This is a genomic window from Serratia sp. BNK-10 (assembly GCF_047456065.1).
Taxonomy (GTDB): Bacteria; Pseudomonadota; Gammaproteobacteria; order Enterobacterales; family Enterobacteriaceae; genus Serratia; species Serratia ureilytica.
This window is the reverse complement of record NZ_CP179894.1, coordinates 5,101,565-5,124,565: the sequence shown is the minus strand read 5'-3', so window position 1 is coordinate 5,124,565 and position 23,001 is coordinate 5,101,565. Positions and strand designations below refer to the sequence as shown.

General features: G+C 61.8%; 20 protein-coding genes. 10 read left to right on the top strand and 10 right to left on the bottom strand.

The features are described from left to right. The first annotated feature begins 400 nt into the window (after window positions 1–400). Window positions 401–2,719 (top strand): zinc/cadmium/mercury/lead-transporting ATPase, encoded by a 2,319-nt coding sequence (locus ACMGG9_RS24530; RefSeq protein ID WP_414161789.1) that lies wholly within the window; start codon window positions 401–403, stop codon window positions 2,717–2,719. An 80-nt stretch (window positions 2,720–2,799) separates the two neighbouring features. Here the strand turns inward: ACMGG9_RS24530 and tusA are convergent, their stop codons facing one another. Continuing rightward, window positions 2,800–3,045, bottom strand: a complete 246-nt coding sequence (tusA, locus tag ACMGG9_RS24525) for a sulfurtransferase TusA (protein ID WP_025304890.1) — start codon at window positions 3,043–3,045, stop codon at window positions 2,800–2,802. Window positions 3,046–3,266: 221 nt separating this feature from the next. Here tusA and ACMGG9_RS24520 point away from each other — a divergent pair, with 221 nt between their 5' ends. From ACMGG9_RS24520 to ACMGG9_RS24510, 3 genes are all read left to right on the top strand, one after another. Next, window positions 3,267–3,926, top strand: coding sequence for a 7-cyano-7-deazaguanine/7-aminomethyl-7-deazaguanine transporter (locus ACMGG9_RS24520; RefSeq protein WP_033652423.1), 660 nt, complete (start codon window positions 3,267–3,269; stop codon window positions 3,924–3,926). Window positions 3,927–3,967: 41 nt separating this feature from the next. Further along, window positions 3,968–4,402, top strand: coding sequence for a GNAT family N-acetyltransferase (locus ACMGG9_RS24515; protein WP_129993499.1), 435 nt, complete (start codon window positions 3,968–3,970; stop codon window positions 4,400–4,402). 80 nt (window positions 4,403–4,482) lie between these two features. Next, a complete protein-coding gene (locus ACMGG9_RS24510; RefSeq protein WP_025304887.1) occupies window positions 4,483–5,046 on the top strand; it encodes a DcrB family lipoprotein in 564 nt (187 codons plus the stop codon). A gap of 34 nt (window positions 5,047–5,080) precedes the next feature. Here the strand turns inward: ACMGG9_RS24510 and glpC are convergent, their stop codons facing one another. The 3 genes from glpC to glpA are packed head-to-tail and all read right to left on the bottom strand — an operon-like array spanning window position 5,081 to window position 9,184. Continuing rightward, window positions 5,081–6,280, bottom strand: a complete 1,200-nt coding sequence (gene glpC, locus ACMGG9_RS24505) for an anaerobic glycerol-3-phosphate dehydrogenase subunit GlpC (RefSeq protein WP_414161788.1) — start codon at window positions 6,278–6,280, stop codon at window positions 5,081–5,083. After that, entirely contained in the window at window positions 6,277–7,545 is a 1,269-nt protein-coding gene (gene glpB, locus ACMGG9_RS24500) for a glycerol-3-phosphate dehydrogenase subunit GlpB (protein ID WP_089195354.1), read from the bottom strand. The genes glpC and glpB overlap by 4 nt, the downstream gene beginning before the upstream one ends. Further along, window positions 7,535–9,184, bottom strand: a complete 1,650-nt coding sequence (glpA, locus tag ACMGG9_RS24495) for an anaerobic glycerol-3-phosphate dehydrogenase subunit A (protein ID WP_033645008.1) — start codon at window positions 9,182–9,184, stop codon at window positions 7,535–7,537. Before glpA ends, glpB begins: the two co-directional genes overlap by 11 nt. Window positions 9,185–9,548: 364 nt before the next feature. Between glpA and glpT the strand changes: the two genes are divergently transcribed. Both glpT and glpQ read left to right on the top strand, forming a co-directional pair. Next, complete coding sequence (glpT, locus tag ACMGG9_RS24490) at window positions 9,549–10,904, top strand: glycerol-3-phosphate transporter (RefSeq protein WP_033645009.1); 1,356 nt, start codon at window positions 9,549–9,551, stop codon at window positions 10,902–10,904. A gap of 82 nt (window positions 10,905–10,986) precedes the next feature. Then, window positions 10,987–12,066 carry a glycerophosphodiester phosphodiesterase gene (gene glpQ, locus ACMGG9_RS24485; protein ID WP_025304882.1) on the top strand — a complete coding sequence of 360 codons (1,080 nt, stop codon included), beginning with the start codon at window positions 10,987–10,989 and terminating at the stop codon, window positions 12,064–12,066. Window positions 12,067–12,109: 43 nt separating this feature from the next. Here glpQ and yigL read toward each other — a convergent pair whose 3' ends face one another. Further along, window positions 12,110–12,907, bottom strand: coding sequence for a sugar/pyridoxal phosphate phosphatase YigL (yigL, locus tag ACMGG9_RS24480; RefSeq protein WP_033652427.1), 798 nt, complete (start codon window positions 12,905–12,907; stop codon window positions 12,110–12,112). Between the two features lie 4 nt (window positions 12,908–12,911). Further along, the gene (gene pldB, locus ACMGG9_RS24475) at window positions 12,912–13,955 is read right to left on the bottom strand and encodes a lysophospholipase L2 (protein ID WP_033645012.1); all 1,044 of its coding nucleotides are present in this window, start codon (window positions 13,953–13,955) and stop codon (window positions 12,912–12,914) included. A gap of 147 nt (window positions 13,956–14,102) precedes the next feature. Between pldB and rhtB the strand changes: the two genes are divergently transcribed. Then, a complete protein-coding gene (gene rhtB / locus ACMGG9_RS24470) occupies window positions 14,103–14,723 on the top strand; it encodes a homoserine/homoserine lactone efflux protein (RefSeq protein WP_033645013.1) in 621 nt (206 codons plus the stop codon). A gap of 48 nt (window positions 14,724–14,771) precedes the next feature. Here rhtB and rhtC read toward each other — a convergent pair whose 3' ends face one another. Both rhtC and recQ read right to left on the bottom strand, forming a co-directional pair. Further along, a complete protein-coding gene (rhtC, locus tag ACMGG9_RS24465; RefSeq protein WP_033645015.1) occupies window positions 14,772–15,392 on the bottom strand; it encodes a threonine export protein RhtC in 621 nt (206 codons plus the stop codon). 12 nt (window positions 15,393–15,404) lie between these two features. Then, complete coding sequence (gene recQ / locus ACMGG9_RS24460; RefSeq protein ID WP_046688049.1) at window positions 15,405–17,237, bottom strand: ATP-dependent DNA helicase RecQ; 1,833 nt, start codon at window positions 17,235–17,237, stop codon at window positions 15,405–15,407. Between the two features lie 199 nt (window positions 17,238–17,436). Between recQ and ACMGG9_RS24455 the strand changes: the two genes are divergently transcribed. Both ACMGG9_RS24455 and rarD read left to right on the top strand, forming a co-directional pair. After that, window positions 17,437–17,907 (top strand): thioesterase family protein, encoded by a 471-nt coding sequence (locus ACMGG9_RS24455; RefSeq protein WP_033645017.1) that lies wholly within the window; start codon window positions 17,437–17,439, stop codon window positions 17,905–17,907. A gap of 66 nt (window positions 17,908–17,973) precedes the next feature. Further along, window positions 17,974–18,861, top strand: coding sequence for an EamA family transporter RarD (gene rarD / locus ACMGG9_RS24450; protein WP_033645018.1), 888 nt, complete (start codon window positions 17,974–17,976; stop codon window positions 18,859–18,861). A gap of 16 nt (window positions 18,862–18,877) precedes the next feature. On the opposite strand, the gene corA is transcribed toward rarD, so the two are convergent. Then, window positions 18,878–19,828, bottom strand: a complete 951-nt coding sequence (gene corA / locus ACMGG9_RS24445) for a magnesium/cobalt transporter CorA (protein WP_004934262.1) — start codon at window positions 19,826–19,828, stop codon at window positions 18,878–18,880. Window positions 19,829–20,274: 446 nt separating this feature from the next. Here corA and ACMGG9_RS24440 point away from each other — a divergent pair, with 446 nt between their 5' ends. Further along, window positions 20,275–20,748: a WbuC family cupin fold metalloprotein gene (locus ACMGG9_RS24440; protein WP_025160392.1), complete on the top strand. Its 474-nt coding sequence runs from the start codon at window positions 20,275–20,277 to the stop codon at window positions 20,746–20,748. Between the two features lie 43 nt (window positions 20,749–20,791). On the opposite strand, the gene uvrD is transcribed toward ACMGG9_RS24440, so the two are convergent. Beyond that, window positions 20,792–22,954, bottom strand: coding sequence for a DNA helicase II (uvrD, locus tag ACMGG9_RS24435; RefSeq protein ID WP_025304874.1), 2,163 nt, complete (start codon window positions 22,952–22,954; stop codon window positions 20,792–20,794). Window positions 22,955–23,001: the final 47 nt, after the last annotated feature.

Below are 23,001 nucleotides of genomic sequence, written 5' to 3'. Positions count from 1 at the left end.
ACAAAACAAATGAAACTTAGAGATGAGAAGTTGGCACCAAACTTCAATAGCAATGCGGCTTGCAGACACAAGCGAATCATGCTGGCTAATTAGGCGCCAAAAGATAAATTTCGCTAACGCGTTATAGATAAATAACTCTTTATTATTAGACCGGGCGACTTTTTAGTTTCTATAGGAATATTATTTTCTTATTTAAACTAACGGCGGCGAGACTTTTTCTCGAAATAGGTAATAAGAAAAAGCAATAGATTGAAATTCGCATTATTCATTATTGAATGAATCCCCCCATAACGCCCGAACGCCGTTAGCAATAATTCTCATCCGGCGCTTGACTCTGGAGTGGACTCCAGGGTGTAGAGTCAGCTGAGCAAACCCGGTTAACTGCCCGAAGGGGGACGTTATGCACAATCAGCAAAATCATAATCATCAGGAACATCACCACGCCGAAGGCGGATGCGGCTGCAACCACAGCCACAGCAAAACCCAGCATGGCTGCAGCAGCGAGCCGAAAAACGCCGCTGCGCAGACCGAACACGCCCATCACCATCACGATCATGGCGAGAGCGGCTGCTGCGCCGCCGCCCACGACGATCCGGACGAGGAAAGCGACAGGCTGGCCGCCGCTCCCCCTTCCGGCAGCCAACGTTTCAGCTGGAAAGTCACCGGTATGGACTGCCCCAGCTGCGCCAAGAAAATCGAAAATGCCGTCACCGCGCTCCCCGGCGTTGACAGCGCACGCGTATTGTTCGCCACCGAAAAACTGGTGGTCGACGCACAGTCCGATATCAGCCTGCGGATCCAGGACGCGGTCGCCCAGGCCGGTTTTACCCTGCTCGGCGCTCAGACCGCCAAAGATGCCGCGCCAAAAGCCTCGCGCTTCGGCGAATTTGCGCCGCTGCTGTTGTTAACCACCCTGATGGTGGTCAGCTGGGTGCTGGATCGGATTAACCCGGAGCTGGGTCGCATCGCCTTTATCGCCACCACGCTGGTCGGGTTGGCGCCGGTCGCCGCCAAGGCGCTGCGTCTGATTCGCTCCGGCACGCCGTTCGCCATCGAAACGCTGATGAGCGTGGCGGCCATCGGCGCGCTGTTCATTGGCGCCACCGCCGAGGCGGCGATGGTGCTGCTGCTGTTTATGGTTGGCGAGCTGCTGGAATCCTACGCCGCCAACCGTGCGCGGCGCGGGGTGAAGGCGCTGATGGAGCTGGTGCCGGAAGATGCTCTGCTGCTGCAAGGCACGGAACGCAAACGCGTGCCGGTCGCCAGCCTGCGCCCCGGCGACGTGATTGAAATCGCGCCCGGCGGGCGTCTGCCGGCCGACGCCGAGCTGCTCAATCCGTTCGCCAGCTTCGACGAAAGCGCCCTGACCGGCGAATCGGTGCCGGTCGAGCGTCAACAGGGGGAAAAAGTGGCCGCCGGCAGCCTGTCCGTCGATCAGGCGGCACAGATGAAGGTGATCTCAGAGCCCGGCAAAAACGCCATCGACCGCATTCTGCAATTGATTGAAGAGGCCGAAGAGCGCCGCGCACCGATCGAACGCTTCCTCGATCGCTTCAGCCGCTACTACACCCCGGCCATCATGCTGCTGGCCGTCGCGGTGATCCTGGTGCCGCCGCTGCTGTTCTCGCAGCCGTGGGAGACCTGGATCTATCGCGGCCTGACGCTGCTGCTGATCGGCTGTCCATGCGCGCTGGTGATCTCGACGCCGGCGGCCATCACATCTGGGCTGGCGGCCGCCACGCGGCGCGGCGCGCTGATTAAAGGCGGTGCGGCGCTGGAGCAACTGGGCCAGATTCAAACCATCGCCTTCGATAAAACCGGCACCCTGACCGAAGGCAAGCCGACGGTCACCGACGTGCTGCCCATCGGCGCGCTCACCGAACAACGGCTGTTGCAGCTTGCCGCCGCGGTAGAGGCCGGTTCACATCACCCGCTGGCGCAAGCGATCATTAGCCGCGCCGCCGCCAGCGGGGCCGAGCTGCCGCTGGCGCAGGCGCGCCGCGCGCTGGCCGGCGTCGGTGTGGAAGGGATCGTGGACGGCAAGACCGTGCTGATCAGCGCGCCGGGCAAGCTGGCGCCGGGCCTGCTCGCCACCCAATGGCAGAGCCAGGTAGACAAGCTGGAAAACGCCGGTAAAACGGCGGTGGTGGTGCTGGCCGACGGCGCGCCCATCGGCTTGCTGGCGCTGCGCGATACGCTGCGCAGCGACGCCAAACAGGCGATAGCCGAACTGAACGCGCTGGGTATTCGCGGCGTGATGCTGACCGGGGACAACCCGCGCGCCGCCGCTGCGATCGCCGGCGAGCTGGGCCTCGACTATCGCGCCGGTCTGTTGCCGGAAGATAAGGTCGCTGCGGTTACCGAGCTGAACGAACTGCGCCCGACGGCGATGATCGGCGACGGCATCAACGACGCCCCGGCGATGAAAGCCTCCAACATCGGCATCGCCATGGGCAGCGGCACCGACGTGGCGCTGGAGACCGCCGACGCCGCCCTGACCCACAACCGGCTGGTGGGCGTCGCGGAAATGATCCGCATCTCGCGCGCCACACACGCCAATATCCGGCAAAACATCACCATCGCGCTGGGATTGAAAGGGGTCTTTCTGATCACCAGCCTGCTGGGGTTAACCGGGCTGTGGCTGGCAGTGCTGGCGGACTCCGGCGCCACCGCGCTGGTCACCGCCAACGCGCTGCGGCTGTTGAGAAAGCGCACCTAAGCTCTGAAACAAACACGGGCGCGGCATACCGCGCCCGTTGTCATTTGGGGGAGGGAACTTTTAACTCGGCCGCGCCGCCGTTAGACGCCTTTACGTAACAGATAACGGTATGGCGCCTGCTCGGTCTCCTGCGCCACCAGCGTGTGCTCCATAAAGCGGCAGAACCCCGGGATATCGCGGGTAGTGGCCGGATCGTCGGCGATAATCAGCAGCGTTTCACCGTTGTCCATATGGCGCACGGTTTTGCGCACCATCATCACCGGTTCCGGGCAACGCAGCCCCAGCGCGTCGAGCGTCTGGTCTGCCTGGGCAAATAAGTCAGTCATGCAATTTTTCTCGTTCAAAAACGATCGGCGAACGCTCGCCGCATCTCATTAGCGCCTAGTTTACGCCGGTAGTTTTTCTGCGCAAGATGCGTTAACGTTTGCGTTAAATTTAACCATTGCATTGGTTGCGCAAACGCGTATCATGCCGCCGCGCAGCGTTTTTTGCTGTTTTGACAAGACACACTGGGTTCCCTCACCCCACTGCTAAAAAGGCTACAAGTATGTATTCGTTTACCGCACAGCAGCGCTTCACGGCGTTGGTCTGGCTTTCGCTGTTTCATATCGCCATCATTACCTCCAGCAACTACCTGGTGCAGCTGCCGATCAGCGTTTTCGGCTTCCATACCACCTGGGGCGCCTTTACCTTCCCGTTTATCTTCCTGGCGACCGATCTGACCGTGCGCATCTTCGGCGCGCCGCTGGCGCGGCGCATCATCCTGGCGGTGATGGTGCCGGCGCTGTTCATCTCCTACGTGATCTCCACCGTCACCTATCAGGGAGAATGGCAGGGCTTCGCCGCGCTGAGCAGTTTTAACCTGTTCGTGGCGCGCATCGCGGTGGCCAGCTTTATGGCCTATGTGCTCGGCCAGATCCTCGACGTACACGTCTTCAACCGCCTGCGTCAACGCAGCGCCTGGTGGGTGGCGCCGGCGGCGGCGATGTTCCTCGGCAACATCAGCGATACGCTGGCGTTCTTCTTCATCGCCTTCTATAAGAGCAGCGATCCCTTCATGGCCAACAACTGGGTGGAGATCGCGCTGGTGGATTACAGCTTCAAGGTGATGATCTGCCTGCTGTTCTTCCTGCCGATGTACGGCGTGTTGCTGAACATGCTGCTCAAACGCATCGCGGCGCGCAGCGGCAGCCTGCAGCCGGGCTGAGTCGTGTTATTCTGGGCGGCCTTATCCTTTGGAGGCCGCTCATGACCCCAATCGTCCGCACCGCCACGCTCGAAGAAATCCACCGCCTTTACCAACGCATCCCCGAATTCGGCGGCCTGCACAGCCTGGCCGTTCTGCAGCAACGTATCGGCGCCGCCCCCGCCAGCCTGTTGATCGCCGAGATAGACGGACAGCCGGCCGGTTTCAAACTCGGTTATCAACGGCAGGAAACGGTGTTTTACAGCTGGCTGGGCGGCGTGCTGCCGGCATTCCGTCGCCACGGCGTGGCGCAGGCCTTGTTGGCCGAACAAGAGCGCTGGGCGCGGGCGCAAGGCTATCGCCAACTGACGGTCAAAACCCGTAACCGGTTCCTCGCCATGCTGACGATGCTGCTCGCCCATCACTATCAGATTGTTCATCTGGAAAAGAAAGGCGAAGTGGCTGATTATCGGCTATTACTGGAAAAAAACTTGTGACAACATCTGCCTTGCATTTCAACCTGGAATAGGTTGCGATACGACAGTGAATCCCTACCGGAAAGGAAGAAGGAAGCCCGATGCGTAAAGTAGCGAAATTGATGGGTATCAGCCTGCTGGCGCTTGGCCTCGCGGCCTGCGACGGCAACACCAAAGACACCAAGGCAGCGCCAGACGGCGCGGCGGCCAGCGCGCCGGCCGGGCAGCAGGTGAGCCTGCTGGACGGTAAACTGGCGTTCACCCTGCCGGTCGGCATGGCGGATCAGAGCGGCAAGCTGGGCAACCAGGCCAACAACATGCATGTTTACGCAGACAGCACCGGCCAGCGCGCAGTGATCGTCATCTTGGGCGACAAGACCGCCGACAGCCTGGAGACCCTGGCCAAGCGCCTGGAGAACACCCAGCGCGCGCGTGACGCCAACCTGCAGGTGATCACCAACAAAGCGCTCGACGTCAACGGCGTGCCACTGCGTCAGCTGGACAGCATCATCACCAGCGGCGGCGAGAAAGCCTATTCTTCCGTCCTGATCGGTTCGCTGAACAACAACATGCTGACCATTCAGGTGACGCTGCCGGCGGACAACCAGCAGCAGGCGCAGACTGAAGCCGAAGGCATCATCTCCACCCTGAAGCTGAAGCAGTAATCCCGCAGGGGCCGGTTCGCCGGCCCCTGAGTCTTTATGCCAACGCCTGCGCCAGCAGGGTGATCGGATGTTCGCAGCGTTTGCTGGTGGACATTTCGATCTGCCACTTGCAGGTCTCGCAGTCGGTCACCACCAGATCCACTCCGCTCTCTTCTATCTGCCGGAACAGCGGCGCGCCAATGCCTTGCGACGTGGCGTAGTTCTCCGATTTGAACCCGTAAGTGCCGGCGATGCCGCAGCACTGCGAATCCAGCACCACCAGCTCCAGCCCCGGTATCTGCCGCAGCAGCTCCAGGGTGTAGGCGGTCCAGCCCATCTTCTCCATATGGCAAGGCGTGTGATAAGCCACCCGCAGCGGCGTGCGCTTGAGCGGCAGGCTGCGCCCCTGATTGATCAGGCGATAGAGATAGCGCGTCGCCAGCTCCACCCGATCGCGCACCGCAGTGGTGTCTACGTCCAGCAGATGAGGGTATTCGTCACGCAGGGTGAAGGTGCAGCTCGATGAGGTCGCCACCACCGGAATGCCGCGCTCCAGCACCGTTTCCTGCAGCGCTTCGGCATTGACCCTGGCCTGCTTTTTAGCCTGGTCGATAAACCCGTTGGCGATCAGCGGCACGCCGCAGCATTTCTCGCGTTTCAGCAGTTGCACGCCGATATCCAGCGCGTTGAACACCCGGACCAAATCCTTGCCCAGCTGCGGGTGGTTATAGTTGACGAAGCAACCGTGGAAAAATGCCACCTGCTCGGCGTAACGCTGCTGAGCCTGCGCCTGTTGCCGGTACCAGCGGCGGAAGGTGCCGAAGGAATATTTCGGCAGTTCGCGCCGGTGGTCGATCTTCAGCGCCTTGTCCAGCAGCTTGCGCACCGGTTTCAACCCGGTGGCGGCGTTGACGATCGGCGCAAACGGCGTCGACAGCGATCCCATGATATCGGTATGGCTGAGGATGGCATCGCGCAGCGTCGGCTTGCTCTGGGCGAAGTCGGCGCGGGCGCGCTGAATGATGTCGCCGATTTTGACGTCGGACGGGCAGGCCACTTCACAACGCTTGCAGTTGGTGCAGTATTTCAGCGCTTCGTCGTACAGCGCCGGGTCTTTCAGCCGCAGCCGCTCGCCGTCCGGCCCCGCCTGTTTCGGCCCCGGGTAGAGCGGGTTCACTTTGGCGACCGGGCAGTAAGTGGTGCAGACGGTGCATTTGATGCAGCTTTCAAAGCTGTGATCCCGATGCAGGCTCATACGTTCTCCTCCGCGGCGATCTGCTGCGCGACGTGCAGCGCGCCGATCAATGACACGCCGGCGCCGCAGCCCTGCTGCAGCGGATCGTAGCCGCCGGCGACCGCGCCGATGGCGTACAGGTTGTCGAACGGCACTCCCTGCTTCATCGCCCGCAACCTGCCGTCGGTACGCACGCCGAACTGCAGGTAAGGCTGCGGCGCGAACAGCTCGCGTCGGCTCCAGTCGGCGCGATCCGCCCGGCTGTGTACGTCCAGCCCGAAGATCGGCTCACGCACCCCGTCGAAATCGGCCACCAGCCCATTGCTGAAGAAGCTGCCGCTGGCCAGCACCACCTGCTGCGCCCGCAGCGGAATATCGCCGTGGTTGCGGGTGTACAAACCGGTGACGCGGCTGGCCTCGCTCTCGGCGCGCAGCACGCTGTCGCCCGGCATGAAAACGCCGCCCAACTGCTGGAAACGCCGCCGCAGTGCCTGATGCAAGCGCATGCCGGGCACCGAAGGTGGCAGCGTCGGCAGCAGTCGGATCGGCTTGCCGACCGCATCCTGCAGCACCGCCAGCGACGCGTCGTCCTCCAGACCCAGACAGGCCGGCAGGAAGAGCGCCTCGGCCTCGCCCGCCAGCCGCCGCAGCTCTTCGGCCATCGGCGGCAGGCTTTCCATCAAATCCAGTACCCGGGCGATGTTCACCGCGCGGAACTCGCTGGGGTTATTGCGCAATCTGTCCAGCGCCGGCATGTGCAGATAGGCCACGTCCGTCTGCACGCCGAGCTCGCGGCTCAGGGCGTCGGCGGCCATCTGCGGTTGGAAGTCGAGGAACCCTTCGATGCCGATCACCGCAATACGCCGCCACGGCAGTTGGCCGGTCAGCGGCAGCGTCGGGATCGCTTGCGGGCTGAGCCAGGTGGCGCGGCGCGTGCCGAGCGGCGTGATGCGCAGATGGTTGTTCACCCCCTCGCCCTGCAGATTCAACCCGCAGCGTTCCAGCAGCCGCTGCGCGGCGGCGGACAGCGCCGCCACCCGGCCGGGTCCGATCAGGGCGTACGGATGCTGCGGCGCCTGTTGCGCCAGCTGCGGCAACGCCGCCAGCGGCATCTCGACCGGCGTGCCGTCCGGCAATCTCGCCAGCAGATCGAGCGAGCCGGAGGAGAAGTAGAGCGCGCTCTGGCCAGAACTGACCACCGCGCAGCGCTTGCCCTGTTCGGCCACGGCAATGGCGCAGCTCAGGCCCGCCAGACCACCGCCAATCACCACGACGTCAAATCGCATCATCCGCCTCCTGCTCCTGGTCAGCCTGGGCTTCAAGCCCGCATAATCCCTGGTAAACCCAGCTGGTGAATTCGCTCTCGCGCAGCGCATCGCCCCAGGCGATCGGCCGTACGCCTTTCCAGCGTTCGTTGAGGAACTGCGACAGCTGCGCGATGGATTGCTGCGGCGTGCTGACGTTAAAGCGCGTCAACAGCCCGGCGGCGCGGCAGGCGCAGAGTTCGCCCTGGCAGGTGCCCATGCCGACGCGGGTGCGGCGGCGCAGATCCACCAGGTTATTGACGGTCAGCGAGTTGACCGCATAGCGCACTTCCCCGGCGGTCACCGCCTCGCATTCGCACACCAGGCTGGTGTCGAGCCGATCGGCCGCCGGCACCTGGCTGGCGCGATCGCCGTGGCGGTAAATTGCCGAGCCGCGAATGCTGGCGGGCAGAGAAACCACGCTGCGTACCGTTTCCTCCGCCGACTGACGGGATCCGGGCAGCGCGTCCTGCGCGGTGGTGCACGGACTATTTACGCCGAGCTTTTCGCATACCTTGTCGGTGGCCCACTCCGCCATCAGGCGGTAGGTCATCAGCTTGCCGCCGGTAATGGTGATAAACCCTTCCAGCCCGTCGCGGGCGGCGTGATCGAGCAGCACGATGCCGCGGCTGACGTTGCGCCCGCTGGGATCGTCGTCGCTGGCCACCAGCGGCCGCACCCCGGCATAGGCGCGCAAAATGCGGGTCTGCGCCAGGGTTGGCGCCAACAGCGCCCCTTCGCGGATCAGAATGTCCACCTCCTGCGGGGTCACCAGCATGTTGTCAATTTGGTCGTAGTCGATATGGGTCGAGGTCGTGCCGATCAGCGAGATGGTGTCGCCCGGCACCAGGATGTCGGCGTCCGCCGGTTTGCGGCAGCGGTTGATCACCATGTTGTTGATGCGATGGCCGAGGATCAGCAGCGCTCCCTTGGCCGGGAACATGCGGATGCGCAAATCGGCGTATTCGGCGATCTGCTGGCCCCAGATACCGGCGGCGTTGACCACCACCGGCGCGTGCAGCTCATAGCGCCGCTGATTCTGATGGTCGTAAACGCGCACGCCCGTCACCCGATCGCCGCTGCGCAGCAACCCCACCACCTGATGGTAGGTCAGGATCTGCGCGCCGTGCTCGCGCGCGTCCAGCATATTGGCGGCGGTCAGCCGGAAGGGATCGACGGTGCCGTCCGGCACCCGCACCGCGCCGATCAGCGCCGGGTTAGCCGCCGGCTCCAGCCGCAGCGCCAGCTGCGGGTCGATCGCTTCGGCGTCGATGTCGGCCTGGCGACAGGCGGCGATAAACTGCTGCTGATAGTCCAGCGAGTCTTGCGGCAAGGTGATGAACAGCCCGTCGGTGCGCTCGATACAGTGATGCGCGATGCGTTTCAGGATGCGGTTCTCTTCTATGCATTCGCGCGCCGACTCGCCGTCGGTCACCGCATAGCGCGCGCCGCTGTGCAGCAAACCGTGGTTGCGGCCGGTGGCACCGGTGGCGATGTCGTGGCGCTCCAGCAAAATGCATCGCAAGCCGCGCCGCGCACAGTCGCGGGCAATGCCTGCGCCGGTGGCGCCGCCGCCGATGATGATCACATCCGTTTCGCCGCCGTCAAAATAGCTGCTCATGTCGCTCCCTCAGGATCGGTAGTTATGAGCCTATTGAGCCACGGTTATTGGGGTCTTTGTTTGATAAGGAACAATAACGAACATGAAACGAAATAAAAATGTCCACAAAAAACCATCAATGTGATCATAATCACGATTTTTGGACGTTTTTCTATTTCATAACGTTAACGAATCGCTCAAAATCCGCCGTGGTTTCATGAAAGTGTAACAATTGCGCCATTCGTCACAGCGACACCAGGCGTATTTGATGACAATGGCGCTCGTTATGGAACACAAAAACACCACATTCGATATCCGCTCAATCATCAAATGAACGTAAAAGGTCATATTGATGTGATAACAGATAAAGCCATCGGAGGCGCTCATGTTGAGTATTTTTAAGCCGGCCGCACACATCGCCCGTGTGCCGAGCGATAAGGTAGACCCGCTCTACCGTAAGCTGCGCTGGCAAATTTTCCTGGGGATCTTCTTCGGTTACGCCGCCTACTATCTGGTGCGTAAGAACTTCACCCTGGCCATGCCTTACCTGATCGAACAAGGCTTCAGCCGCGGTGACCTCGGCTTCGCGCTGTCGGGCATCTCCATCGCCTACGGCTTCTCCAAATTCATCATGGGTTCGGTCTCCGACCGTTCCAACCCGCGAGTGTTCCTGCCTGCCGGCCTGATCCTGGCGGCGGCGGTGATGTTGTTCATGGGCTTCGTGCCGTGGGCAACCTCCAGCATCGCCATCATGTTCGTCCTGCTGTTCCTGTGCGGCTGGTTCCAGGGCATGGGCTGGCCGCCGTGCGGCCGCACCATGGTGCACTGGTGGTCGCAGAAAGAACGCGGCGGCATCGTCTCCATCTGGAACTGCGCCCACAACGTGGGCGGCGGCCTGCCGCCGCTGCTGTTCCTGCTGGGCATGGCCTGGTTCAACGACTGGCACGCGGCGCTGTACATGCCGGCCTTCGGCGCCATCCTGGTGGCCCTGATCGCCTTCGGCCTGATGCGCGACACCCCGCAATCCTGCGGCCTGCCGCCGATTGAAGAGTACAAAAACGACTACCCGGACGACTACAGCGAAAAAGACGAAGAAGAGCTGACCGCCAAGCAGATCTTCATGCAGTACATCCTGCCGAACAAGCTGCTGTGGTACATCGCGGTCGCCAACGTGTTCGTCTACCTGCTGCGTTACGGCATTCTGGACTGGTCGCCGACCTACCTGAAAGAAGTGAAGCACTTCGCGCTGGACAAGTCTTCCTGGGCCTACTTCCTGTATGAATACGCCGGTATCCCGGGCACCCTGCTGTGCGGCTGGATGTCGGACAAAGTGTTCAAAGGCAACCGCGGCGCCACCGGCGTGTTCTTCATGACGCTGGTGACCATCGCCACCGTGGTGTTCTGGATGAACCCGGCCGGTAACCCGACCGTGGATATGATCTGTATGCTGGTCATCGGCTTCCTGATCTACGGTCCGGTGATGCTGATCGGCCTGCACGCGCTGGAGCTGGCGCCGAAGAAAGCCGCCGGCACCGCCGCGGGCTTCACCGGCCTGTTCGGCTACCTGGGCGGCTCGGTTGCGGCCAGCGCCATCGTCGGTTACACCGTAGACTTCTTCGGTTGGGACGGCGGCTTCATGGTGATGATCGGCGGCGGCGTGCTGGCGGTTATCCTGCTGCTGCTGACCATGCTGAACGAGAAGAAACACCACGCGGAAATCGCTGCCGGCAAGCGCGGCTAACCGTCACACGACTTTTGCATGATTTAAAGGCCGCCCTGCGGCCTTTTTACTACCCTGCCCCCAACAACACGGAGAAAACGGAATGCGGACTCAAGTCAAAGCCCTGCTGACAGGGATCATTCTCGCCACCTCAATGGTCAGCGCCGCGCAGGCGGCGGACAAAGTGGTGATCGCCCACCGCGGTGCCAGCGGCTACCTGCCGGAACACACCCTGCCGGCGAAGGCGATGGCCTACGCGCAAGGCGCCGATTACCTCGAGCAAGATCTGGTGATGACCAAGGACAACGAGCTGGTGGTGCTGCACGACCATTACCTCGATCGCGTCACCGACGTCGCCGAACGTTTCCCGAACCGCGCACGCAAAGACGGCCGTTATTACGCCATCGACTTTACGCTGGCGGAGATCAAATCGCTGAAGTTCACCGAAGGCTTTGACATCGAAAACGGCAAGAAGGTACAGGGCTACCCTGGCCGCTTCCCGATGGGCAAATCCGACTTCCGCGTCCACACCTTCCAGGAAGAGATCGAATTCGTACAGGGTCTGAACCATTCGACCGGCAAAAACATCGGCATCTATCCTGAAATCAAAGCGCCTTGGTTCCACAAGCAGGAAGGCAAAGACATCTCCAGCAAAGTGCTGGCGGTGCTCAAGCAGTACGGCTACACCGGCAAGAACGACAACGTCTACCTGCAGTGCTTCGACGCCAACGAGCTCAAACGCATCAAGAACGAGCTGGAGCCGAAGCTGGGCATGGATCTGAAGCTGGTGCAGCTGATCGCCTACAACGACTGGCAGGAAACCTACGAGCAGAAAGCCGACGGCAAGTGGGTGGAATACGACTATGACTGGATGTTCAAACCGGGCGCGATGAAGAAAATCGCTCAGTATGCCGACGGCATCGGGCCGGACTACCACATGCTGGTGGTGGCGGATCAATCCAAACCGGGCCACATCGTGCTGACCGACATGGTGAAAGAAGCGCACGCCAGCAAGCTGGCGGTGCACCCGTTCACCATCCGCGCCGATGCGCTGCCGAAGTACGTGACCGACGTAAACCAGCTGTATGACGTGATTTACAACCAGGCCGGCGTCGACGGCGTGTTCACCGACTTCCCGGACAAGGGCGTGCAGTTCCTGCAGAAGCAGGGCCAGCACAAGTAATAACAAGGGCGCCGCAAGGCGCCCTGATTATTTAAAGGTTATTTCAGAGGAACATCTTGCGCAGGTAGTGCGGCACCGCGTTATCGGCATTGGAACCGATCACCTCCAGCTCCGGCAGCATATCCTTCAGGCGCTGATGCGCATCGCGCATGATGCAGCCCTTGCCGGCCATCGACAGCATCTCCAGATCGTTCATGCCGTCGCCGAAGGCGATGCACTCTTGCAGCGTATAACCGATGATCTTGGCCACTTCTTCCAGCGCATGCCCTTTCGACACGCCGCCCGCCATCACTTCCAGGCAGGTCGGGAACGAGAAGCTGACGTTGACCCGATCGCCCCAGCGGGCGTTGATGGCGTCTTCCACCTGCAGCAATCGCTCGTGGTCTTCACAGGTGAAGTAAACCTTGCAGACGCCGTCGGTTTCCAGCAGGCCCGGCTCGAACAGCTGATATTTGAACACCGACTCCTGGAAGAACTCTTCCTGCTCCGGGCTTTCGCGGTTGGTAAACCAATCGTCGTTGCGGTAGACGTTAGTGGTGATCTGCGGATCGTCGTGCAGCATGCCGTACAGATCGCGGGCGATATCCCCGTCCAGGTTATGGCTGAAGATCAGCTCGCCGGCCGTGTTGTGCACCCGCGCGCCGTTGGAGGTGATCATAAAGGCGCTGATTTCCAGGCTGTCGCGGATCTGCGCCACGTCGATGTGGTGGCGGCCGGTGGCGAACACGAAATGCACGCCGCGCTGGGTCAGCAACTTCAGCGTTTCTTTGGCGTACGGCGACAGGGTATGGTCGGGAGACAGCAGCGTGCCATCTAAATCGGAAGCGACGACGTGATACATAGCGTTATGTTCTAACCTCTGATGGAGTTGTCGGCGGCAGCGCGCCGCCTAAGTGTTGAGCAAAGAAGCGCAGGATTGCGTTCAGTGCTTCGGCGCGCATCGCGTCCCGCTCGAACAGGATCTCATGGCGTGCGCCGTTGATAACCCACGGCAGCCCCCCTTCGCAAGGGCGCCCCGCGTCTGACAGAGCCTGACAAAAAGCCTGGTGCGAACGGTTGTCGACCACCCGTTCTTCACCGGCCTGCAAAAGCAACAGCGGCGTTGTGATTTTCCCGGCCTGCGCGATGATCTGCCGGCCGGCGCGGATGCTCTCACGCACCCAATGGTAAGTCGGCCCGCCCACCTGCAGCTCGGGATAGTCGGCGTAATAACGCAGGCTGCGCCGGTAGCGCTCGCGGCTGTGGGTCAACACGTTGACCACATAGGGCAGCGGACGCCACTGGCCGGTGCCCACCGCGTAATAATCACGGATCGCCGGGCGTGTCTCCACCCAGTCGAGAATGCGGTCGGCCAGCCAGCCCGGCATCGGCAGCTGGATGCCGAACATCGGCGCGCAAAACGCCGCCGCGTCGAACGCCTGCGGCCGGCGCTGCAGGAACTGCGCCAGGATCGCGCCGCCCATCGAATGCGCCAGCGCGAAACGCTGCCGGTAACCGCGCGACTCGACCTCGCGCAGCCACAGCTGCTCGAAATCGTCCACGTAGTCGGCAAAGTTTACCACATGACCGCGGTGCGTATCCGCCAGTAAACGCCCGGAGCGCCCCTGGCCGCGATGATCGACGATCACCACGTCGTAACCGCAGTGGAACAGGTCGTAGGCCACCTCAGGGTATTTCACGTAGCTTTCGATGCGGCCGGGGCTGACCACCACCACCCGCTGATGCCGCGCGGAACGGAAACGCACAAAACGGATCGGCACGCCGTCCACGCCGCTGAACTCGCCTTCTTCGCGCTGCCGCCAGAAATCCAGCAGCGGCCCGGTGGCGAAGGCAGCGAACTGCGTTTCACGCGTTAACCAGTCATCGGAGCTGAGAGTGAACGAGGTCATCGAGAGCGTTTTCCCTGTGGAGCCGGCGGAAAATGTGACCGCTGGCACAAGAAATCATACTAGCGTATTGTGATTCAATTCTGACAAAAAACGGCGCCGCCTCGGCGCATTGTGGCACAAAACGACACTTTCAGGGAGCCGAGAACCATGACCTTGGACTGGTGGTTAACCTACCTGCTGACCACGCTTATCCTTAGCCTCTCCCCCGGATCCGGCGCCATCAACACCATGAGCACCGGCATCAGCCACGGCTATCGCGGCGCCGCCGCGTCAATCGCCGGGCTGCAGGTCGGGCTGAGCGCGCACATCGTGCTGGTGGGCATCGGCCTCGGCGCGCTGATATCGCAATCGCTGCTGGCGTTCGAGCTGCTGAAATGGCTGGGCGCCGCCTACCTGGTGTGGCTCGGCATCCAGCAATGGCGCGCCGCCGGCGCGCTGGATCTGCATGCGCTGGCGGGCAGCATGCCGCGCCGCCGCCTGTTCCGCCGCGCAGTGCTGGTCAACCTGACCAACCCGAAAAGCATCGTGTTCCTCGCCGCGCTGTTCCCTCAGTTCATCTTGCCCCATCAGCCGCAGGCCGAACAGTATCTGGTGCTCGGCGTCACCACCGTGGTGGTGGATATTCTGGTGATGATCGGTTACGCCACCCTGGCGACACGCATCGCCGGCTGGCTGAAGACCCCGCGTCAAATGCAGCTGCTCAACCGGGTGTTCGGTTCGCTGTTCATTTTGGTGGCGGGGCTGCTGGCGACCGCCCGCAAAGCCTGACAAAAAAGGCCGGGCATCGCTGCTCGGCCTTGGGCATTTCACTGCCGGTTAGCGGGTAAAGATCAGGTGTAACCCGAAGCCGGTAAACAGCACGCCAGCCACCCCGTCTATCCACTTGGCCAACCGCTGATAACCGCGGCGCATCGCCGGCAGCGCGAACACCACCGCCACCAGGCTGAACCAGACGAAGGTCTCGGCGACGATCAGCAAGAACAGCCCCCAGCGCGCCCCGGCGCCGACGCTGTCACCGACGAACAGCGAGAACACGCTGCCGAAATAGATCACCGCTTTCGGGTTGGACAGGTTGGTCAAGAAACCGCGAATAAAGCTGCGCCCGGCCTTCGGCAACGCCACCTGGGCCTCTGCCGCCGGCGGAGCTTGCTGCGCCCGCGCGGAACGCAGCAGTTGCCACCCCATCCAGCACAGGTAAATGCCGCCGCCGACCATGATTATCTGATGCAGCCAGGCCATCTTCTGCAGGATCAGATGCAGCCCCATCAACGCCACGCCGGCCCATACCACGATGCCGAGCGAAATGCCGACCACGCCCATCATCGCCTCGCGGCGCGAGCGGCTGGCGGCGGTCTGCGACACGAAAAAGAAGTCCGGCCCCGGGCTCATCAGCGCAATCAGATGCACCAGCGCCACGGTGAGAAACAGCATCAGCATGATTTATCGCCCTCAGTCTTCGTCATTGTCGAGATGGTCGCGGATCATCGCCATAAAGGGCGCGCCGAAACGCTCCAGTTTGCGCTGCCCCACGCCGTTGACGCTCAGCAGATCGCCGGCCTTGATCGGCATCTGTTCGGCCATTTCCAGCAGCGTGGCGTCGTTGAACACCACGTAGGGTGGAATGTTTTCTTCGTCGGCGATCGACTTGCGCAGTTTGCGCAGCTTGGCGAACAGCTTGCGATCGTAATTGCCGCCGTAGGATTTCTGGTTGGCGCTGCTGCGCGACTTCAGGCTCTGAATGCGCGGCACCGCCAGCTGCAGCGCCACCTCGCCGCGCAACACCGGACGCGCCGCCTCGGTCAATTGCAGCGCCGAGTGCATGGCGATGTTCTGGGTGATAAAGCCCAGGTGGATCAGCTGACGCAGCACGCTGGTCCAGTGCTCCGTGGTTTGATCGCGGCCGATGCCGTACACCGGCAGCTTGTCGTGACCGTATTCGCGAATGCGCTGATTGTTGGAGCCGCGCAGCACTTCCACGATGTACCCGAGGCCAAAGCGCTGGCCGACGCGGTACACGCAAGACAGCGCCTTGCGCGCATCCTCCAGCCCGTCGTAGCGCTTGGGCGGATCGAGGCAGATATCGCAGTTGCCGCAGTTTTCGTGCTTGCCTTCGCCGAAGTAGTTGAGCAGCACCAGGCGACGGCAGGTTTGCGCCTCGGCGAAAGCGCCCATGGCGTTCAGCTTGTGACGCTCGATGTCCAGCTGTTGCCCGGCGGGTTTCTCCTCCAGACAGCGGCGCAGCCAGGCCATGTCGGCCGGATCGTACAGCAGGATGGCTTCGGCCGGCAGGCCGTCGCGCCCGGCGCGGCCGGTCTCCTGATAATAGGATTCGATATTGCGCGGGATGTCGAAATGCACCACGAAACGCACGTTGGGTTTGTTGATGCCCATGCCGAAGGCGACGGTGGCCACCACCACCTGCAGATCGTCACGCTGGAACGCTTCCTGCACCTGGGCGCGGCGATCGTTGTCCAGCCCCGCGTGATAAGCGCCGACGCTCAGCCCGCGGCTTTGCAGGCGCGCGGCGGTGTCTTCCACCTTGGCGCGGCTGTTGCAATAGATAATGCCGCTCTTGCCGCGCTGATCCTGTACGAAGCGCCACAGCTGGTCGAGCGGTTTGAATTTTTCCACCAGCGTGTAGCGGATGTTCGGCCGGTCGAAGCTGCTGACCTGCACCAGCGGATCCTGCAGCGACAGCAGACGCACGATATCGCCGCGCGTGGCTTCGTCGGCAGTGGCGGTCAACGCGATCACCGGCATCGACGGGAAGCGCTGTTTCAACTGCCCCAGCGCTCGGTATTCCGGCCGGAAGTCGTGGCCCCATTGGGAGATGCAGTGCGCCTCATCCACCGCCAGCATCGCCGGCGGGCAGTGATCGAGCAGGTTGAGGAAGCTTTCCATCATCAGCCGCTCCGGCGCGATGTACAGCATCTTGATGGTGCCGTTGCGGCAGCCGGCCATGACGTCCAGCTGCTCCTCGCGGGTTTGCGTCGAGTTGTAGCAGGCGGCGGAAACGCCGTAGGCCAACAGTTGGTCGACCTGATCCTTCATCAGCGAGATCAGCGGAGAAACGACCAGCGTCAGGCCGTCCATCACCAGCGCAGGGATTTGGTAACACAACGACTTGCCGCCGCCGGTCGGCATCACCACCAGGCAATCCTGCCCGCCGATCGCGGCATTGATAATCGTTTGCTGCCCCGGACGGAATTGCTGGTAGCCGAAGGTATCGCGCAATACCTGCTCGGCCAGCAACTCTCTGTTAATCACTGCTGCGGTTGACACACACTTCCCCATTTTTTCATCGGTACACACCCACCGGGTATGATTACACAATATCGTTCAGCATGACACCAACGCGCGCGTGACTCTTTTGCCTAAACGGGCTGGCAAGCAACAAAGGTTAAGCATAAAATCAACATTCCATTAACCTGGACTGACCAGTTAGCTCCCTTAAAACGCAAAAGAAAAACGGAAACCCGCTATGTCGACAACACCACTGACCCTGGAAGCCGCCCGCCGCAAGATCGGCGAAATTTTTGTCTACCACATGCCGTTCAACCGCGAGCTTGGCCTGGAGCTGCGCCGCTTCGACGATGACTACGTCGAGCTGAGCTTCACCAACCAGCGCAAGCTGGTGGGCAACGCCGCGCAGGAAATTCTGCACGGCGGCGTGATCGCCGCCGTGCTCGACGTCGCTGCCGGGCTGGCCTGCGCCGGCGGCGTGCTGACGCGCCTGGAGCCGCTGGTCGAAGAGGAGATCGCCGCCAAGCTGTCGCGCATGGGCACCATCGACCTGCGCGTCGACTACCTGCGCCCCGGCCGCGGCGAGCACTTCGTCGCCTCCGCCAGCGTGCTGCGCAGCGGCAACAAAGTCGCCGTCGCGCGCGTAGAACTGCATAACCACGACGGCCTGCATATCGCGACCGCCACCGCCACCTACCTGGTCGGCTGATGATTGTGTGCGGTGAGCGTCTTCAGTACACTCACCGCATCTTAAGTTCCCCACCAGAGTGACGTCATGGACGCAAAGCAAACGCGTCAGGGCATTTTCTTTGCCCTGGCCGCCTATTTTATGTGGGGCATCGCCCCGGCTTATTTCAAACTGATCCAGCAAGTGTCCGCGGATGAGATCCTCACCCACCGGATCATCTGGTCGTTTTTCTTCATGCTGGCGCTGATCACGCTGGGCCGCAACTGGCCTAAAGTGCGCGCCGCCTGCCAAAATCGCAAACGGCTGCTGTTGCTGGCGGTCACCGCGCTGTTGATCGGCGGCAACTGGCTGCTGTTCATCTGGGCGGTGAACAATCACCATATGCTGGAAGCCAGCCTGGGCTACTTCATCAACCCGCTGGTTAACGTGCTGTTGGGGATGCTGTTTCTCGGCGAACGTTTCCGCCGCATGCAGTGGGTAGCGGTGGCGCTGGCGTTCACCGGGGTGCTGGTGCAGCTCTGGCAGTTCGGGTCGTTGCCGATCATCGGTCTGGGGCTGGCGTTCAGCTTTGCCTTCTATGGCCTGCTGCGCAAGAAAATCGCCATCGACGCGCAGACCGGCATGCTGATTGAAACGCTGTGGCTGCTGCCGGTGGCGGCGGCCTATCTGTTCCTGTTCGCCGACAGCCCCACCAGCCACCTGAGCGCCAACCCGTGGTCGCTGAACCTGCTGCTGGTCGCCGCCGGCATCGTCACCACCGTGCCGCTGCTGTGCTTCACCGCGGCGGCTACCCGGCTGCGCCTGTCGACGCTCGGTTTCTTCCAGTATCTCGGCCCGACGCTGATGTTCCTGCTGGCGGTCACCTTCTACGGCGAGACCGTCGGCCAGGACAAGCTGGTGACCTTCGGCTTTATCTGGGCGGCGCTGATCCTGTTCACCCTCGACGCGCTCTATACCCAGCGCAAGCTGCGCTGAGCCCGGCGCCGCCGGGTTACAGCCAGTTCTTGCGCTTGAAGTACAGGTAAGGGGCCAGGCCCGCCAGGATCATCAGCGTGATCGCGCCCGGGTAGCCGAACGACCATTTCAGTTCCGGCATGAATTCGAAGTTCATGCCGTAGCTGGAGGCCACCAGCGTAGGCGGCAGGAACACCACCGACACCACCGAGAAGATCTTGATAATACGGTTCTGTTCGATGTTGATGAAGCCCATCGCCGCCTGCATCAGGAAGTTCACCTTCTGGAACAGCGATTCGTTGTGCGGCAGCAGGGATTCGATGTCGCGCAGCACTTCACGCGCCTGCTCCAGCTGGCCGGTCGGCAGACGCGCCTTGCGCACCAGGAAGTTGAGCGCGCGCTGGGTATCCATCAGGCACAAACGCACCTTCCAGCCGATATCTTCCAGCTCCGCCAGCGTCGAGAGCGCGGCGTCGTATTCGTCGCCCTGATGCCCTTCCATGATCACCCGGCTGAGCTGTTCCAGATCGCTGTAGATATTCTCTATCTCGTCCGCCAGCTGTTCAATCTTGGTCTCGAACAGATCCAGCAGCAGTTCGTAAGCGTTGCCTTCGAGCATCGTCTGGTTGCGGGCGCGCATGCGGTACAGGCGAAACGCCGGCAGTTCACGCTCACGCAGGGTATACAGGCGGCCGTCGCGGATGGTGAACGCCACCGTGGAGTTGCCGGCGTGATCTTCCGCATCTTCAAAGTAGAAAAAGGAGTGGATATGCAGACCGTCTTCGTCTTCGAAGAAACGGGCGGAGGCTTCGATGTCGTCCAGTTCAGGACGCGTCGCCAGGCTTTGTCCCAGCTCATTCTGCACGCGCTCACGCTCGCCCTCTTCCGGCTCGACCAGATCAACCCACAGCGATGACGTGAGATCATCCGAGTCGTCCAGTTCCAGACGGGACAAGCGGCGGTTATCTAATTTAAAAGCGCTCAGCATGTGCCAAAACTCCGTGAAGGTAACGGGTGCGGACAACGCGTTGAAGCACAGAAACAGAGGGAGATGCGTATCACCGATTTGTTTCAGACCATGAAGAGATCTGACTCATAGCGACACTTTGCGGGGTCGCCGACAACCACGAAGGCTATCAGCAAAAACGGAGAGCCTTAGAAGTTATACCTGCGGCGCAGGTCAGTGAGCCAGTATCTACTGGGTGTGTCCAAGGCGTCTGTCCTCAATGATAATAGTGCGCGCATGTTACGCCGAGAAGAAAAAGCCTGTCAACACGTTAGGCGGGATAATTGCGCAACAAATCATCACGATGATCAATAGCAGAAATGGGGCTTAAACCGTACTGAAAAAGTCGCGGCGATCGCTTACCGCCACCAAGAATGTTGCTAAGATGACATCACCCTAATGGTACGACAAGCATGCGGATTTAAATGATGAAACAGATTACCGCCCATGAACTGACCGCGATGAGCGAACAGGCCGCCAGCGTGGCCCGCCTGCGCGCGCACCGCACCTTACACGAAGAGCTGAGCGACCCGGTGCAACGCCTGGCTATCGCCATGGAACCCGGCACCTATATCCGCCCGCACCGCCACCCGCAAACCTGGGAGCTGCTGACGCCGCTGCGCGGCCGCTTTGTGGTGCTGCAGTTCAACGATGACGGCGTCGTAACACAGCGCACCCTGCTTGGCGAAGAAACCAAAGTGCTGGAGATGCCGGCCTTTACCTGGCATGCGGTGCTGTCGGTCGATGCCGGCGGCGTAGTGTTCGAAGTGAAGCAGGGCCCGTATCAGGCGCTGACCGAAGAAGACTGCATGCAGTGGGCGCCGCAGGAAGGCGGTGAAGGCACCGAAGCGGTGATGCGCTGGTATGCCACCGCACAGGTCGGCGACCGGTACCCTCACTGATCGTGAAAGGTTGCAGGGGCTGGCCCCTGCAACGCCTCTCTCTTTATACCGTTTCCAAACGCGCGTAGGCCGCCACCAGCCATTTGATGCCCTCACCCGGGAAGGCGATCTGCAGCCGGCTGTGCTCGCCGCTGCCCTCCAGATTGACGATGGTGCCTTCGCCAAACTTGGGATGACGCACGCGCTGGCCCAGCTTGTAACCGGTGTCGTTCTCGCTGATCGGCGTGCCCATGCGGCGGTGATTGACCGGGCGCGATACGCTGGCGCGCAGGCGCACTTCTTCCACGCACTCCTCCGGCAATTCGCCGATAAAGCGCGACGGCCGGTGATAAACCTCTTTGCCGTACAGACGGCGCGTTTCAGCATAGGTCAGCGTCAGTTTCTGCATGGCGCGCGTCACGCCCACATAGGCCAGACGGCGCTCCTCCTCCAGACGGCCGCCTTCGTCCAGCGACATCTGGCTCGGGAACATGCCTTCTTCCATGCCGACGATAAACACCAGCGGGAACTCCAACCCCTTGGCCGAGTGCAGGGTCATCAGCTGCACCGCGTCCTGATAGGCGTCGGCCTGGCCTTCGCCCGCTTCCAGCGCCGCATGCGACAGGAATGCCTGCAGCGGCATCAGATCCTGATCTTCTTCCTGATAGCTGAACTGGCGCGTCGCCGTCACCAGTTCCTCAAGGTTTTCGATGCGCGCCTGTCCCTTCTCGCCCTTTTCCTGCTCATACATGATGAACAGCCCGGAGTCGCGGATCACCCGATCGGTCTGCACGTGCAGCGGCATATCGGCGGTTTCATGCGCCAGCGACTCCACCAGCTCGATGAAGCGCTGCAGCGCCGACGCGGCGCGGCCGGCCAGAACCTTGTCCTGCATCAGTTCGCGCGTCGCCTGCCACAGCGTCAGCTGGCGATCGCGCGCCGCCTGGCGCACTACGTCGAGGGTGCGATCGCCGATGCCGCGCGTCGGGGTGTTGACCACGCGCTCGAAGGCAGCGTCGTCGTTGCGGTTGGAGATCAGGCGCAGGTAAGCCAGCGCATCCTTGATTTCCTGACGTTCGAAGAACCGCTGGCCGCCGTAGATGCGGTACGGCATCGCCGTCTGCAGCAGCGCCTCTTCCAGCACGCGCGACTGGGCGTTGCTGCGGTACAAAATGGCGCAATCGTTCAGCGCGCCGCCGTTGTCTTGCCAGGTCTTGATGCGGTTGACCACAAAGCGCGCTTCGTCGAGTTCGTTGAAGGCGCAGTAGAGGGAAATCGGCTCGCCTTCGCCGCCTTCGGTCCACAGGTTTTTCCCCATGCGCCCGTCGTTGTTGGCGATCAGGGTGTTGGCCGCTTTCAGGATGTTGCTGGTGGAACGGTAGTTCTGCTCCAGGCGGATGGTTTCCGCGCCGGGGAAATCCTTCAGGAAGCGCTGGATGTTTTCCACCTGCGCGCCGCGCCAGCCGTAGATCGACTGGTCATCGTCGCCGACGATCATCACGTTGCTGTTGCCGCCCGCCAGCAGGCGGATCCAGGCGTACTGGATGCTGTTGGTATCCTGGAATTCGTCCACCAGCACGTTGGTGAAACGTTCGCGATAGTGGTTGAGGATATGCGGCTTGTTCAGCCACAGCTCGTGCGCGCGCAGCAGCAGCTCGGCGAAATCCACCAGCCCCGCGCGATCGCAGGCTTCCTGATAGGCCTGGTAGATGCGCAGCCAGGTGGCCTCTACCGGGTTGTTGTAGGTCTCGACGTGCTGCGGGCGCAGGCCTTCGTCTTTCTTGCCGTTGATGTACCACATCGCCTGACGCGGCGGCCACTGTTTCTCGTCGACGTTCAGCGCCTTGATGATGCGCTTGAGCAACCGCAGCTGGTCGTCGCTGTCGAGGATCTGGAAATCCTGCGGCAGGTTGGCTTCCAGATGATGAGCGCGCAGCAGGCGGTGAGCCAGACCGTGGAAAGTGCCGATCCACATGCCGCCCTGGCTGGTGCCGATCAGATGTTCGATACGGTGGCGCATTTCCGCCGCCGCCTTGTTGGTGAAGGTCACCGCCATGATCGAATACGGTGAGCAGTTCTCCACCGACAGCAGCCAGGCGATGCGATGCACCAGCACCCGCGTCTTGCCGCTGCCCGCTCCGGCCAGAACCAACAGGTTGCTGCGCGGCGCCGCCACGGCTTCACGTTGTTTTTCATTCAGGCTGTCGAGCAGATCGGAGACGTCCATAGGCACCACTAATGGTTAAGGAAAAACCCGCCGGCGACAGGTTTTTC